This window comes from Paenibacillus sp. FSL K6-0276 (genome assembly GCF_037977235.1).
Taxonomy (GTDB): Bacteria; Bacillota; Bacilli; order Paenibacillales; family Paenibacillaceae; genus Paenibacillus_AQ.
This window is the reverse complement of record NZ_CP150276.1, coordinates 3,771,482-3,785,929: the sequence shown is the minus strand read 5'-3', so window position 1 is coordinate 3,785,929 and position 14,448 is coordinate 3,771,482. Positions and strand designations below refer to the sequence as shown.

The 14,448-nt window shown below is 43.9% G+C and carries 17 protein-coding genes; all 17 read left to right on the top strand.

Annotated features, from left to right (window positions below):
- Nucleotide 1: 1 nt before the first annotated feature.
- Nucleotides 2–628: a chemotaxis protein CheC gene (locus tag MHH52_RS17805; RefSeq protein ID WP_340003842.1), complete on the top strand. Its 627-nt coding sequence runs from the start codon at nucleotides 2–4 to the stop codon at nucleotides 626–628.
- The gene (locus tag MHH52_RS17800; RefSeq protein ID WP_313641230.1) at nucleotides 621–1,118 is read left to right on the top strand and encodes a chemotaxis protein CheD; all 498 of its coding nucleotides are present in this window, start codon (nucleotides 621–623) and stop codon (nucleotides 1,116–1,118) included. The genes MHH52_RS17805 and MHH52_RS17800 overlap by 8 nt, the downstream gene beginning before the upstream one ends.
- 2 nt (nucleotides 1,119–1,120) lie before the next feature.
- On the top strand, nucleotides 1,121–1,531 hold the full coding sequence (locus tag MHH52_RS17795; RefSeq protein WP_340003841.1) for a hypothetical protein: 411 nt from the start codon (nucleotides 1,121–1,123) through the stop codon (nucleotides 1,529–1,531).
- 192 nt (nucleotides 1,532–1,723) lie between these two features.
- Nucleotides 1,724–2,512, top strand: a complete 789-nt coding sequence (locus MHH52_RS17790; protein WP_340003840.1) for a FliA/WhiG family RNA polymerase sigma factor — start codon at nucleotides 1,724–1,726, stop codon at nucleotides 2,510–2,512.
- A gap of 29 nt (nucleotides 2,513–2,541) precedes the next feature.
- On the top strand, nucleotides 2,542–3,945 hold the full coding sequence (locus MHH52_RS17785; RefSeq protein ID WP_340003839.1) for a FapA family protein: 1,404 nt from the start codon (nucleotides 2,542–2,544) through the stop codon (nucleotides 3,943–3,945).
- Nucleotides 3,946–3,993: 48 nt separating this feature from the next.
- Nucleotides 3,994–4,308 carry a hypothetical protein gene (locus tag MHH52_RS17780; protein ID WP_340003838.1) on the top strand — a complete coding sequence of 105 codons (315 nt, stop codon included), beginning with the start codon at nucleotides 3,994–3,996 and terminating at the stop codon, nucleotides 4,306–4,308.
- A gap of 39 nt (nucleotides 4,309–4,347) precedes the next feature.
- On the top strand, nucleotides 4,348–4,926 hold the full coding sequence (locus MHH52_RS17775) for a hypothetical protein (protein WP_340003837.1): 579 nt from the start codon (nucleotides 4,348–4,350) through the stop codon (nucleotides 4,924–4,926).
- On the top strand, nucleotides 4,923–5,567 hold the full coding sequence (locus tag MHH52_RS17770) for an endolytic transglycosylase MltG (RefSeq protein WP_340003836.1): 645 nt from the start codon (nucleotides 4,923–4,925) through the stop codon (nucleotides 5,565–5,567). Before MHH52_RS17775 ends, MHH52_RS17770 begins: the two co-directional genes overlap by 4 nt.
- A 161-nt stretch (nucleotides 5,568–5,728) precedes the next feature.
- Nucleotides 5,729–6,430 (top strand): 30S ribosomal protein S2, encoded by a 702-nt coding sequence (gene rpsB / locus MHH52_RS17765; protein WP_036688493.1) that lies wholly within the window; start codon nucleotides 5,729–5,731, stop codon nucleotides 6,428–6,430.
- Nucleotides 6,431–6,562: 132 nt separating this feature from the next.
- Nucleotides 6,563–7,213, top strand: a complete 651-nt coding sequence (tsf, locus tag MHH52_RS17760) for a translation elongation factor Ts (protein ID WP_060623080.1) — start codon at nucleotides 6,563–6,565, stop codon at nucleotides 7,211–7,213.
- A gap of 105 nt (nucleotides 7,214–7,318) precedes the next feature.
- A complete protein-coding gene (pyrH, locus tag MHH52_RS17755; protein WP_036688491.1) occupies nucleotides 7,319–8,047 on the top strand; it encodes a UMP kinase in 729 nt (242 codons plus the stop codon).
- Nucleotides 8,047–8,601 carry a ribosome recycling factor gene (frr, locus tag MHH52_RS17750; protein WP_313641224.1) on the top strand — a complete coding sequence of 185 codons (555 nt, stop codon included), beginning with the start codon at nucleotides 8,047–8,049 and terminating at the stop codon, nucleotides 8,599–8,601. Before pyrH ends, frr begins: the two co-directional genes overlap by 1 nt.
- Nucleotides 8,602–8,679: 78 nt before the next feature.
- Nucleotides 8,680–9,447: an isoprenyl transferase gene (locus MHH52_RS17745; protein WP_340003835.1), complete on the top strand. Its 768-nt coding sequence runs from the start codon at nucleotides 8,680–8,682 to the stop codon at nucleotides 9,445–9,447.
- A 21-nt stretch (nucleotides 9,448–9,468) separates the two neighbouring features.
- A complete protein-coding gene (locus MHH52_RS17740; protein ID WP_340003834.1) occupies nucleotides 9,469–10,272 on the top strand; it encodes a phosphatidate cytidylyltransferase in 804 nt (267 codons plus the stop codon).
- A gap of 20 nt (nucleotides 10,273–10,292) precedes the next feature.
- Nucleotides 10,293–11,432 (top strand): 1-deoxy-D-xylulose-5-phosphate reductoisomerase, encoded by a 1,140-nt coding sequence (locus tag MHH52_RS17735; protein WP_340003833.1) that lies wholly within the window; start codon nucleotides 10,293–10,295, stop codon nucleotides 11,430–11,432.
- Nucleotides 11,433–11,579: 147 nt separating this feature from the next.
- Entirely contained in the window at nucleotides 11,580–12,854 is a 1,275-nt protein-coding gene (rseP, locus tag MHH52_RS17730; protein ID WP_340003832.1) for an RIP metalloprotease RseP, read from the top strand.
- Nucleotides 12,855–12,879: 25 nt separating this feature from the next.
- Nucleotides 12,880–14,328: a proline--tRNA ligase gene (gene proS, locus MHH52_RS17725; RefSeq protein WP_340003831.1), complete on the top strand. Its 1,449-nt coding sequence runs from the start codon at nucleotides 12,880–12,882 to the stop codon at nucleotides 14,326–14,328.
- Nucleotides 14,329–14,448: the final 120 nt, after the last annotated feature.

The window sequence follows — 14,448 nt, the reverse complement described above, 5'->3', positions numbered from 1 at the left end:
TGTGGAATTATTTAAGCACTATAAGGATTTTAAAATGGATGTGCTTAAGGAAGTCGGGAATATTGGAGCTGGAAATGCAGCCACCGCATTATCACAGCTCTTGAATAAGCCGATTGATATGGCTGTTCCCAAGGTACAACTTCTCAACTTTGAAGAGATTTCGGACAAAGTTGGTGGAGCAGAAGAATTAGTATATGCGGTGTTCTTACGTGTGGAGGGTGAAGCTCCGGGCAACCTGTTTTTCATTCTTTCACCGGAAGCAGCTATGAACTTACTTAGTCGTATTGCAGGCATCGAGATTTTGAGTAATCAAGAACTTGGAGAGATGGAACTTTCCGCGCTGAGTGAAATTGGCAATATTTTGGCGGGTTCGTACCTATCTTCTCTTGCAGACTTCACCTCACTTTCTATGTATCCAACAGTTCCTGCACTTGCCATGGATATGGCTGGAGCCATCCTAAGCTACGGTTTGCTGCAATTTGGGCAAATGGGCGACGATGCATTGTTGATCGATACTACCTTTTTTGAGGGGAAAAACGAAATTGAAGGGCAATTTTTCCTTATTCCCGATCCGGAATCATTCCCGAAAATCTTCAAATCGCTAGGAGTTCCTTTTGAAAATGATTGAAGAACAAAGCATCATTAAAGTAGGGATGGCTGATCTTAACATTGGAAGCCAGGATAGTTTGATTCGTACAACTGGTCTTGGCTCCTGCGTGGGATTGACATTGTTTGACCCTGGAAAAAAACTCGCGGGAATGGCGCATGTGATGCTCCCAACTTCTGAGATTGCTAGGGAAGGACAGTTAAACATCGCAAAGTTTGCAGATACTGCAGTGCCGGAGCTCTTATCCCGTTTGCTGGAGCTTGGGGCGGTTCGGAGTCGGATCGTGGCCAAGATGGCAGGAGGATCACAAATGTTTGCCTTTGCCGGGGGGAGCGACACCATGAGGATCGGGCCTCGTAATGTTGAATCTTGTAAACTTGCTCTTGAGAATTTGAAAATTCCGTTAGTCGCGGAAGACACGGGCGGTAATTATGGCCGTACGATAGAAATTGCCTGCAACACTGGCGTATTGTTCATCCGCAGTGTGCAAAAAGGCGCTAAGGAAATATAATTATGAAGATGATTGGAAACATTTTGATAAACTTGCTGTTTGGTTTGATAGGTTTTGTATTCACTTTTTTTGTAACCTACAGTAATAATGTTCTTGGTACTAGTTTATTACGAAGCCTATTTGGATTTATCATCTGGTTTCTGCTTGCGTTCCTCCTAAGATGGGTATTGGGTTTTATTGTGTATCAATCATCGCCTCCGGAAGAACAGGATGTTGCTGGAGAGGAACTTGGTGCGAAGCTAGACATCAGTACTCCTAATGAGGATGAAGAGTTAATCAACCTACTCAAACCGAAGCTAGGACAAGGAAGTGGGAACGGTGAGGGGTTCAAGCCCCTTACCCCTCCCAAACTAGTCTCCATGAAAGATCCTGAAGAATTGGCCAAGGCCGTTCGTCACCTGAAAGAAGAATAAGCGAGCGCTGTGGCGGAATCGGTTATCTTAAAATATAAGGATAATGTATAAGTTTCACGTTATACATTATCCTTATATTTCTCGCTTAAACGCTACCGTCCTTATAAGGACGCTGAAGGCGTTTATGCTTGTGACAAGGCAGGTTTCGCCGCGAAAAGCTCTCTGACTAAACTTTGGGAAGGGTGAAAGCTATTGAACGAGCGTAAAGCTTCTCAATTAGAAACTGATGAGCTATGGGAACAGTGGAAAGAACACAGTGACCCTGAAGCCAAAAAGAAGCTGATAGAGAGTTATCTCCATATTGTAGATTATGTATCCAGTCGTTTGGCTGTGGGGTTACCCAAGAATATATCCAAAGATGATTTAGCTAGCAATGGAGTAATGGGACTAATTGATGCGATTGAAAAATTTGACTACAAACGAGGATTGCAGTTTCAGACTTATGCTTCCTGGCGTGTACGTGGTGCAATATTAGATTCACTACGCCAAAGTGATTGGGTACCTAGATCTGTGCGAGAGAAAGCTAAAAAAATCGAGGATGCTTATCAGCAGCTGGAACAGAAGTACCTAAGATCCGTTAGTGATGAAGAAATGAGTCTATACCTGAATATTAGTGTAACAGAATTTCAAAATATGTTGCAGGATGTGGCTGTAATGTCACTATGTTCACTGGAAGACCCGATTCGTGAAGAGGAATCAGAGACCCGAATGTCCATACTGGTGGACGACAAAGCTAAGAATCCGGATAGCAAGGTAAATGAGTTCTACTTACGCGAAGCGCTCACCAAAGGTATTGAGAAATTAACGGTGAAAGAACGGACCGTTGTGTCCCTTTTATATTATGAAGATTTATCATTGAGCGAAATCGCAGAGGTCATGTCATTATCTCCCTCACGCATTTCGCAACTTCATTCCAAAGCCATTTTGCGGCTGAAGGGAACGCTTGAGAAGAATCGCGATCTACTTATGCAGAACGATTAACCGTTAGCGGTGACAAGGGGGAGCAAAATTTGATCGGTCAAAATGCTTTGAATCAGTACTTGAGTATTACTTTTTCGGAGGACAAAGGGATCGCGTATTTGCAATTCTCCAAAAAGGATGAGAATTTTTCCTGCTCACCTAAAGAATTGGAACCCTTCCTACATAGTCACAATATTCGCTACGGTATCCAGCGTGATATTGTTGAACGTATTTGTAGTCATCCGGAGGAGTTTTTTTGGAGTAAAGTCACTATTGCTATAGGTGAACCTGCTGAGCAAGGAATCGATGGACGAATTATGCTCACTGTTGATCTGGAAGAGGATCGCAAGCCGCTTGAGAAAGCGGATGGTAAGGTTGATTATAAGGATTTAGTTCGGCTTCGTAACGTTCTCAAAGGGAAGTTGATAGCTAGAATTATCCCTGCTCAGCCTGGTAAGCATGGAAAGACTGTAACTGGTGATGAGCTTGCTTTCAAAGTCGGTAAGGAAGCTCATTTTAAAATCGGAAAGAACGTACTTGTTGATAACAATGGAACTTCAATGTATGCCGCTATAGACGGTCTAGTTACTTTAACCGATAGCGGTAAAATCAATGTGTTTCCTGTGTATGAAGTGAATGGTGATGTGGATTACAGCACGGGGAACATTGATTTTGTAGGTACAGTTGTAATTCGGGGAAACGTACTGTCAGGATTCTCAGTAAAGTCCGCCGGTGATATCCGTGTAGTTGGTGGAGTAGAAGGAGCAGAATTAATCTCTGGTGGATCCATCGAAATTACGGGTGGTATTATTGGCTATAACAAAGGACATGTAACCGCTGGGAAAAATGTAAAGGTCTCCTTCATTCAAGATGGTAATGTAACAGCAGGTGAAGATGTAATTGTATCCCAGAGCATTATGCATTCCAATATACGTGCTGGCAGGGATGTTCTTTGTAACGGAGCTAAGGGTCTGATTGTTGGCGGAACTGTTCAGTCTGGAGAAAGAGTCGTAGCACGTACAATAGGCAATACCATGTCCACAGCGACTTCGATTGAGGTAGGTGTAGTTCCTGAGCTCAGAAATGAGATTAATGAGCTACGACAATCACTGCGTCAGTTGCTAGAAAATGAGGACAAAACCTCTAAAGCGTTGTACCTATTAAATCAATTGGCAACCAACGGTCAACTGCCTGCGGATAAAGTGGCTCTTCGCGTTAAATTGAATGCTACCAAACAGTCTCATCAACGTGAGGAAAAAATAATTAAAGAACGAGTGCTAGAGATTGAAAGAATGCTAGAAGATACAGGCAGAGCCAGAGTTGAAGTGATCAAAACGATCTATGGCGGTTCCAAAATTATGATCGGCAGATATACCCGATTTGTAAAGGACCCTACAGAACGAGTTGTGTTTGTTTATAGTGAAGGTGATATATCCTTAACGCCATACAATTAATCGGGCGGGCAGCATTAGCGGCCGGCCATTACTTGTGAGAAGAGGGTTATGATGAGCCTAAAACCAGTGGAACTGCAAATTGCACTACCTCGGACTACGGAGGCGGGCAAGATTCAGAATGAATCTCAGCAACGCCCCGCTATTGATCAGCATCAACTGGCCGGGCAAAATGTGAAACAAAGCCAGGAATTGACCATGCGAAGCTCTGAAGTAGATGAATCTTCTGAATCCGCTTTGCGCGATGGCGGAGATAAAGGCAATCATCATTCTGGAGGGAATCCATCTTCGGAGAAACGTTCGAAGCCCAGCACTCGTGATGCGGAACATCCGTATAAAGGACAACGCATCGATCTGAGTCTTTAATAAGAATTTATATTTGATATGTAAAAGGAGATAAGGCACTTGCAACCATGGGTGTATATTGTACTAGTAGGTGTCGCAGCTATTCTTTATGCCCTTCTACTTCCGGCACGTGTTAAGGAAGGAAAAGCAGAACAGCAAAGCCTGAAAGAAACGGAGGCTGCGTTAGAGCTATATATGGCTGACATAGAGCGCGAGAATGAAGAACTGGTACAGTTAGTCAGCAGTATTAAACAGCAATCTCAAACTAATCATAATGTAATGCAAGGACAGATTAGCGAACTTCAGAGTCAATTGACAGAATTACAACAAAGCGCTTTATTACTTGAGGCCCGAGTAACGGACGAAGAGAAGAGCTTGAGAGAGTTGGCAGTTTCGGTTGAGAAGGGTTCGTATGTTAAAGATATGTCGATCGGAGACCCAACTGACGGAACTGAGAAGAGTTCAATACAACCAGAAATGAAAGCGAAACCTATTAGTTCTATTAAATTGCGATATCCAAGATTGTTTGAACTGCATGAGCAGGGCAAATCGATAGACTCCATTGCCAAGACGGCTGGACTTCAGCGGGGAGAAGTGCAACTGATTCTGCAACTCGCCAAACAGGAGGAATCGGTATGATGAAGAACCGTTCTTTTTTGTTCGGACTTGGCACAGGGCTAATAGCAGGAGCATTACTGCTTCAATTAATGATATCAGGGGGAGCGGCCCCACTCACGAAGGAGCAAGTTCTACAAGGTGCTGAGAAATTGAACCTGAAGGTCATCGACGAATCTACTGAATCCCCTTCGGATGAGTCTGCTTTGGAAGATGCAGATCCAGATCAGAAGAATGGCGGACTTACTGATGGAAGTAAGGAGAACGTGGCACCTTCTGAGCCTGCAGTAGCGGCTTCTCCCGCTCCTGTAGCAACTCCTACAGTATCTAATAACCCCAATAAGGTTATCCCTCCTAAAGAGCCCTCAACGCCAAAAGAAGGTACTGTTGAGAAGCCAGAGGTCACTACTGCACCATCTGTTGTTACACTGGATAAGCCTAAAGTCACTGCGAATGCAGGGGTTTTCGTTCGTATACCTTCAGGCAGTACACTGACACAAACAGCAGATATTTTGGAGAAGGCTGCGGTTATTAAGGATAAAGAAATTTTTCTTCAAGCTGCTAATAAACATGAAATAAACAAGAAAATACAATCCGGTTCTTACAACTTTAATAAAGACGAGAGTCTAGATTCCATCATTGAAAAATTAATAAGTTTTCAATGATCGTTGCATATACTAATAAAATATGGTATAGTAATTGACGGTGTTAAAACACACGCTGGTTGATTTCGACAAGGGGTGCTTTCTTCTGAAGAAAGTCTTGCTGAAAGATGACGCACGGCGGAGGAGACACACAATAAACCAAACTTAGGAGGTGTGTGAAGATGGCAGTAATCTCCATGAAACAGCTTCTAGAAGCTGGGGTACACTTCGGTCACCAGACTCGTCGTTGGAACCCAAAGATGGATCGTTATATCTTCACTGAAAGAAACGGAATTTACATTATTGACTTGCAAAAAACAGTCAAGAAGGTAGAAGAAGCTTACAACTTTGTAAAAAGTGTTGCTGGTGACAACGGCACAATCCTATTCGTAGGAACAAAGAAACAAGCACAAGATTCCGTAAAAGAAGAAGCAGAACGTTCAGGTATGTTCTTCATTAACCAACGTTGGTTGGGCGGAACTCTTACTAACTTCCAAACTATCCAAAAACGTATTGATCGTTTGAAGAAATTGGAATCTTGGGAAGAAGACGGCACTTTCGAAGTTCTACCTAAGAAAGAAGTTATCCTTCTTCGCAAAGAGAAAGATCGTCTTGAGAAATTCTTGGGCGGTATCAAGAACATGAAAGGTCTACCAAGCGCGTTGTTCATCATTGACCCGCGTAAAGAGCGTATCGCAGTTGCAGAAGCTCGCAAATTGGGTATTCCAATCGTAGCTATCGTTGATACTAACTGTGATCCAGACGAAATCGACTACGTAATTCCAGGTAACGATGACGCTATCCGCGCCGTGAAATTGTTGACTGGTAAAATGGCAGACGCTGTTGTTGAAGCTCACCAAGGCGAAGACACAACTACTGCTTAAGTAGCGACTAACACATACAAGAACTTAAATGAAAAGGGTGGTTGGCAGGTGGATAACCTCTCACTGCCCTTTTTTTAGGATAAAGGCCTTGAATAATGTAAGAAAACGACAATTACCTGGAGGGAATAAACAATGGCAGTTGATGCAAAAGCAGTAAAAGAACTTCGTGAAAGAACAGGCGCTGGTATGCTTGATTGTAAAAAAGCGCTTGAAGAAGCTAATAATGATATCACTAAAGCAGCAGAATTGCTTCGTGAAAAAGGTCTGTCCGCAGCAGCAAATAAAGCAGGACGTATTGCTACTGAAGGTGTTGTAGAATCTTACATCCACGCTGGCGGCCGTATTGGTGTACTTGTAGAAATCAACTGCGAAACTGACTTTGTTGGTAAAACAGATTCCTTCAAGGACTTTGCTCGCGATATCGCTATGCAAATCGCTGCAGCAAACCCACGTTATGTTCGTCGTGAAGAAGTTCCACAAGAAGATGTAGAAAAAGAAAAAGAAATCCTGAAAGCTCAAGCTTTGAACGAAGGTAAGCCTGAGAAAATCATTGAAAAAATGGTTGAAGGACGTATTGGTAAATATTACGAAGAATATTGCTTGCTTGAGCAATCCTTCGTTAAAGACCCTGACAAAACGATCTCCCAATTGCTGAACGAAAAAATCAGCACAATCGGAGAAAACATCTCGATCCGTCGTTTTGCTCGTTTTGAACTAGGCGAAGGTTTGGAAAAGAAAGTGGATAACTTTGTTGAAGAAGTTATGGCACAAGTTAATCAATAATAATAGTTTCATCATAAATGTGAAGAATTGAATAAAGGCAAGCATCAGAAGAGCGGAACACGTACACGTAGTGTTCCGTCTTTTGCAGAAAGTGAGGGTATACATTTGGAACAGCCGGTATTTAAGAGAGTAGTCCTTAAGGTAAGTGGAGAGTCTTTGGCAGGACAAAACGGATATGGTATTGATGCTGACATGATTATTTCCATCGCTGAACAGATCAAGGAAGTTGTTGAGCTTGGCGTTCAGGTTGCGATTGTTTGTGGCGGAGGTAACATTTGGCGCGGGATCGCTGGCAGCGCAAGCGGTATTGATCGTGCTACTGCAGATTATATGGGTATGCTAGCAACAGTAATGAATTCACTGGCTCTGCAGGATGCATTAGAGCAAATCGATGTGCCAACAAGAGTACAGACTTCGATCTCGATGCAACAAATTGCTGAACCGTACATTCGTCGTCGTGCGATTCGTCACTTGGAGAAGGGCCGCGTTGTTATTTTTGCAGCAGGCACAGGTAACCCATTCTTCTCAACAGATACTACTGCAGCACTTAGAGCGGCAGAGATCGAAGCAGAAGTTATTCTGATGGCGAAGAATAAAGTTGATGGTGTATATTCAGCAGATCCGTTTAAAGACAGCACAGCCGAGAAGTTTGAACAGCTCACTTACATGGATGTTCTGAACAAAAACCTTGGTGTTATGGATTCAACAGCTTCATCTCTATGCATGGATAACAATATACCGCTCATTGTATTTGCCATTACGGAACAAGGCAATATCAAACGTGTCGTTCTCGGTGAGAAGATCGGAACGATTGTTAAAGGGAGTGTAGATTAATGCCACAATCGGTCAAAAAAAATGCCGAAGAGCGTATGGACAAAGCGATTTCATCGCTGAAACGTGATTTGGCAACATTGCGGGCAGGACGTGCAACAACATCACTGCTAGATCGCATTCAAGTTGAATATTACGGTTCCCCTACTCCAATCAATCAGCTGGCAAACATCAGTACTCCGGATTCCCGGACACTGTTAATCCAGCCGTGGGACAAAACATCGATGTCTGACATTGAACGGGCGATCATGAAATCGGATATCGGTTTAACGCCTGCTAATGACGGCACAATTATTCGTCTTTCTATCCCTCCGCTGACTGAAGAACGTCGGACGGATTTGGTGAAACTAACGAAGAAATTTGGTGAAGAAGCGAAAGTAGCGATCCGCAACATTCGCCGTGATGCCAACGATGATATTAAGAAGATGGAGAAAAACGGTATCTCGGAAGATGAGTCCCGTGGCCATCAGGAAGACATTCAAAAGACAACGGATAAGTTCATAGCCGAAGTCGACAAGGTGCTTGTATCCAAAGAAAAAGAGATTATGGAAGTATAAAGATATTCTAGAGACTTAAAGCCCCTCCGTTAATGGTGGGGTTTGTCTCTTTCTGATAAGAGCTTGGAGGAAACGGAAATGATCAAACGGGTTCAAGCGTGGCTGAGCCGTAAAGACAGGCAACAGCCAGTCGAGATTTCACCGGATAACATTCCCCGGCATGTGGCTGTTATTATGGACGGCAATGGGCGTTGGGCCAAACGACGCGGGTTGCCGCGCGTTGTGGGTCATCAGAATGGCATGAAGGCTGTCAAACGTGCTACAATCGCTGCAGACGAACTGGGTGTTGAGTTTTTGACGATGTATGCGTTCTCGACAGAAAATTGGAAACGACCTAAGGAAGAAGTCGATTATCTGATGCGCTTGCCAGTGGAGTTTCTAGCCATTGAGCTTGATGAGCTGATTGAGAAGAATGTCCAAGTACGTATGATGGGTGATACAGATGCATTACCTTCATATACACGAAAGGCTATGGAAGAAGCAATTTCCCGGACACAGGGCAATACAGGACTTATATTGAATTTTGCTCTTAATTATGGGGGACGCAAAGAAATTGAGGACTGCATGCGCAGCATTGGTAAGGACATCCAATCAGGGACATTGTCACCTGACGATATTACGACTGATCTAATCGATAGCCGATTGTTATCAGGTGGGTTACCAGATCCGGATTTGCTTATTCGTACAAGCGGAGAAATGCGGCTTAGCAATTTCATGCTATGGCAGCTTGCTTATAGTGAGCTGTGGTTTACTGATGTGTATTGGCCAGAGTTTAATAAGGAGCATTTGCATCAGGCAGTTGCTGAATATCAACGTCGTACACGCCGTTATGGTGGACTGAAGTAGCTTGATAGGAGATGGAAACCTTTGAAGCAGCGATTGATTACCGGAATTGTTGCCGGAGCACTATTTTTAGGCTTATGTGTGTTAGGGAACTGGCCATATCAGTTGTTACTTACTGCCATGGCTTTTATCGGGTTTTATGAATTTGTGAAAATGATAGGGATACCTGCGCTTTCCGGTTCTACCGTTCTTGGTTATGCAGCCATTCTAAGTTTCATGATCCCTTGGAATTTGCTTGGGATCTCTGCACCCTTTTCGTGGGAACAAGGAATTTGGATTCTGCTGCTGTTGTTCCTTTTAGTTACAGTTTTTACTAAAAATAAATTGGATATTCGAGTAACAGCGTTGCTGTTTACTGGTATAGTATACATTGGAATGGGTTTTTCTTATATGGCCATGGCTCGTGCATCAGATGACGGACATGGTTTGTTCTGGACTTTTTTGCTCCTTTTCTGCATATGGGGCAGCGATGCCGGAGCTTATTTTGTTGGGAGAAGCATGGGAAAGAACAAGCTTTGGCCTGCCATCAGTCCTAATAAAACAGTGGAAGGTGCGGTTGGTGGAGTACTGATCTCGATGCTGATATCTATCGTTTTTGCAATCTTTGCTCCTGAACACTTAACGATAGGACGAGCACTGCTCATAGGGCTTTCTTGTGCGGTATTGGGTCAGCTTGGAGATCTTGTACAATCGGCCTATAAACGTGCGTATGGTATCAAAGATTCAGGCACACTTCTGCCAGGTCACGGTGGTATTCTTGATCGATGTGACAGCTGGATTATCGTATTTCCATTCGTACATATCGTAACGCTTATGCCTTACTATTAACGGAAGGAGAGGGTATAACTATGAAAAAAATAAGTGTCCTTGGTTCCACGGGTTCGATAGGCACTCAGACTCTAGATGTCATCGCTATGCACCCAGACTCTTTTCAAGTAGATGGCTTGGCGGCTGGAACGAATACAGCATTATTGCTGGAACAAGTTCGCCGGTTTAACCCGCGTCGTGTTTCTGTTGCGACAAAGGAATTGGCAGATGAGATTAGATCCAGTCTGCCTGCTGGCATAGAGCTATACAGCGGGAATGAAGGTCTTGTAGAGGTGGCAGCTGGTGGAGATGCCGAAATGGTCGTAACGGCTGTTATGGGCAGTGTAGGCCTCCAATCAACGTTAGCTGCAATCGAAGCAGGCAAACATATTGGGCTAGCCAATAAAGAAACTTTGGTAACGGCAGGACATCTCGTCACTGAACTCGCTAATCGTAAGGGTGTTAAGTTGTTACCTATTGATAGCGAGCATTCTGCTATTTTTCAATGCTTAAATGGTGAGAATATTGTTGATATTGCTTGTATCACTTTAACAGCTTCTGGTGGATCGTTTCGAGATTTCACTCGTGATCAACTCAAGAATGTAACGGTAGAAGATGCACTTCGTCATCCGAATTGGAGCATGGGCGCGAAAATAACGATTGATTCTGCTACAATGGTGAACAAAGGGCTTGAGGTTATTGAAGCGCATTGGCTATTCGGCCTTCCTTATGAACAAGTGAATGTGCTATTGCATCCAGAGAGTATCATTCACTCTTATGTTGAGTTCCGCGACAGCAGCATTATTGCTCAGCTTGGAAATCCCGATATGCGTGTCCCAATTCAATATGCACTCACGTATCCCGAACGCTGGGAATCACCGGCACAGCGTTTATCGTTAGCTGAGGTTGGGCGTCTGACTTTCCGAGAAATGGACTATGAACGATTTCCTGCGCTGAAGCTAGCCATGGAATGTGGGAAAGCTGGAGGGACAGCTACTACTGCTTTTAATGCTGCAAATGAAATCGCTGTTGCTCGTTTCTTGAGTCATGAGATTCCATTTCTGCGCATTGAAGAGATCATTGGGGAAGTCCTACAACGTCATGAGAATGAGGATAATCCGAATTTGGAACAAATTGAGTACTGTGATAGACGTGTTCGAGAACTGGCTGCAACGCTGTAGAACGTAGAAAGATCTCTTTTTAAGCTGGAAATACTTACTTTGCCTTAAAAATAGGTTGGGTTAGTTGATTCTCTTGTGCCTGATCGGAGAATAATGATAAATTAAGAGGACATACTTCGGTCTTACACCTAAAGGGGGATGATACGTTTGGAAATGGTTCAAGTCGTTTTATTAACGGTGCTCATGTTTTTTGTCCTGGTGACTGTACATGAATGGGGTCACTATTATTTTGCCAAACGCGCCGGTATTCTCGTGAGGGAATTTGCTATCGGTTTCGGTCCGAAACTGTTTTCTTATAAACGGAATGAGACACAGTTCACTCTGCGTTTACTACCTTTTGGCGGTTATGCTCGGATGGCTGGTGAAGATCCAGAAATTATTGAAATTGGCTCAGGGCAGACCATTGCGGTAAGACTCGGTCAGGATAACAAAGTAAAAAATATTTATCTGGACGCACTGGATACACGTAAAAATGTCATCCGTGGTGAGGCTCTACACACCGATCTCGAAAATGATCTGCAGATCCGCTTAGATGTGGATGGCGAAGTTACTACTTATGATGTTCATCCGCAAGCAATGATGATCAGAGGGACTCAGCAGACTCAAATTGCACCCAAAGATCGCCAATTCGGCAGCAAGACCGTAGGTCAACGTGCACTGGCTATTGTTGCGGGTCCTGTGATGAACTTCCTGTTAGCCTTTGTACTGTTTGCGATCCATATACAAATGGCTGGTGTTCCGGTCGAGAATCCTACTTATGTTAAGATTGGCGACGTCTCTGAAGGAATGCCTGCGCAAGAGGCGGGGTTGCAGAAGGGTGACATCATAGTCTCCATAAACGGTGAGAAGATTGGTTCTGATTACCAAAAAATGATTAATTTGACCTCGGAGTCTAAAGGGAAAGAAATGAAATGGACGCTGCAACGTGGTGATGAGACCCTAAACGTAAATCTCGTTCCTCGTAGCATGGAGGGACAAGAAGGCGGTAAAATAGGTATCACACCTGAGTTACCTACACGCAAAGCAGGTATTGGCGAGACGTTGACAGGTTCAGGTAAAGCTATGGTCGATACGACAGAGGCTATCTTTCTGGGCTTTAAGCAATTGATCAATAAATTCAATATGGATGATATTGGAGGTCCGGTTCGTACCTTTGAGGTAACCGGCAAAATTGCTCAACAAGGGATACAGTATCTTACCTACTGGGCTGCCATTCTAAGTCTGTATCTTGGGATCTTCAATCTTCTGCCGATTCCAGCACTTGATGGAAGCCGTCTGGCGTTCCTAGGTGTTGAAGCACTGCGTGGTAAACCTGTAGATCCGAGTCGTGAAGGTATGGTTCACTTTGTTGGATTTGCACTGCTATTTTTATTAATGATTGCTGTTACGTATAATGATATTTTACGTTTGATAAGCGGCTAATTTTCTTCGGGAGGCATTCCATTACATGGCAAAAGATAAGCAATTCGTTACGGAAATCACGCCGCAGAGCGAGGATTTCTCACGCTGGTATATTGATGTTATTAAAAAAGGAGACTTGATGGATTACTCTCCTGTTCGTGGCTGTATCGTATTTAAGCCAGAAGGCTATGAAATATGGGAGCATATTCAGGAGGAAATGAACCGTCGCCTCAAGGAAACTGGTCACCGTAATGCTTATTTTCCAGTGTTCATACCAGAGAGTTTCTTTCAAAAGGAAAAGGATCATATTGAAGGCTTTAATCCCGAACTGCCGTGGGTAACTGAGGCAGGTGGTGACGTGCTTGAGGAACGTCTGGCAGTCCGTCCTACTTCTGAGACCATGTTCGGACATATGTATTCCAAATGGATTCAGTCTTATCGTGATCTTCCTGTTCTTATCAATCAATGGGCGAACGTGGTTCGCTGGGAGAAGCGTACTTTACCATTTATCCGCACTACTGAGTTTCTTTGGCAAGAAGGGCATACTGCGCATGAGAATGAAGCAGAAGCTCGTGAAGAAACTATGAAGATGCTGGATAACTACCGTGATTTTGCCGAGACTTTCCTTGCCATTCCGGTAATCACTGGACAGAAGACACCTTCCGAGCGTTTTGCCGGTGCAGTAGATACGTATTCTATTGAAGCGATGATGAAAGATGGACGTGCTGTTCAGGCTGCTACCTCACATTACTTGGGTACCAAGTTTGCAACAGCTTTTGAGATCCAGTATTTGAGCCGCGATAATAATTTGGAATATGTGCATACCACCTCATGGGGATCCACTACACGCTTGATTGGTTCGCTGATTATGGTGCATGGTGATGACCGTGGTCTTGTTTTGCCACCTAAAGTAGCGCCAACTCAAGTGATTATGATTCCTATCGGTCCGCCTAAAACTCGCGAAGCCGTGATTGGACGGACAGACGAGCTGTTCAAGGAGCTGAAGAACGCCGGCGTTCGTGTACGTGTGGATGACCGTTCGGATGTAACTCCAGGTTGGAAGTTCAATGAATATGAAATGCGCGGTGTACCCGTGCGCTTGGAGCTTGGACCACGCGACATGGAGAATGGTGTCTGCGTTATCGTATCACGTGTCACAGGCGAGAAGAAGGTTATTCAGCAGGAGAACCTCGCCCAAGAGGTACAAGCAATGCTCGAGCAGGTTCATAATGAAATGTTCGAACGTGCCCTGAAATTCCGCGAGGACCATTTCTATTCTGTGGATTCCTTGGAAGAAATGAAAGCTTCGATGGAAGAAAAACGCGGCTTTGCACTAGCTGGCTGGTGTGGTTCCGAAGAATGCGAGTCCAAAGTTAAGGAAGAGACAGGTGCGGGTAGCCGCAACATTCCTTTCGATCCGGCGGAGAAGAAGCAAGTCTGCATTTGCTGTGGTAAACCAGCTGAACATACTGTGGTTTTTGCAAAGGCATATTAATCTTTTGGCACCGATCAACAGTCTTGTAGTATTTTAATCTAGCTTCTGGAGAGAGGAGTCAGCGGGCCGAAAGAACCCAATGCTTTTTGAATCCAGAAGCTTTTTAAAATATAAGAATTT

What these genes read in the sequence shown, in the direction of transcription:
- MHH52_RS17800 (WP_313641230.1), top strand. Translation starts at nt 621, where the DNA reads ATGATTGAAGAACAAAGCATCATTAAAGTAGGGATGGCTGATCTTAAC.
- MHH52_RS17795 (WP_340003841.1), top strand. Translation starts at nt 1,121, where the DNA reads ATGAAGATGATTGGAAACATTTTGATAAACTTGCTGTTTGGTTTGATA.
- MHH52_RS17780 (WP_340003838.1), top strand. Translation starts at nt 3,994, where the DNA reads ATGATGAGCCTAAAACCAGTGGAACTGCAAATTGCACTACCTCGGACT.
- MHH52_RS17770 (WP_340003836.1), top strand. Translation starts at nt 4,923, where the DNA reads ATGATGAAGAACCGTTCTTTTTTGTTCGGACTTGGCACAGGGCTAATA.
- rpsB (WP_036688493.1), top strand. Translation starts at nt 5,729, where the DNA reads ATGGCAGTAATCTCCATGAAACAGCTTCTAGAAGCTGGGGTACACTTC.
- tsf (WP_060623080.1), top strand. Translation starts at nt 6,563, where the DNA reads ATGGCAGTTGATGCAAAAGCAGTAAAAGAACTTCGTGAAAGAACAGGC.
- frr (WP_313641224.1), top strand. Translation starts at nt 8,047, where the DNA reads ATGCCACAATCGGTCAAAAAAAATGCCGAAGAGCGTATGGACAAAGCG.
- MHH52_RS17745 (WP_340003835.1), top strand. Translation starts at nt 8,680, where the DNA reads ATGATCAAACGGGTTCAAGCGTGGCTGAGCCGTAAAGACAGGCAACAG.
- MHH52_RS17735 (WP_340003833.1), top strand. Translation starts at nt 10,293, where the DNA reads ATGAAAAAAATAAGTGTCCTTGGTTCCACGGGTTCGATAGGCACTCAG.
- proS (WP_340003831.1), top strand. Translation starts at nt 12,880, where the DNA reads ATGGCAAAAGATAAGCAATTCGTTACGGAAATCACGCCGCAGAGCGAG.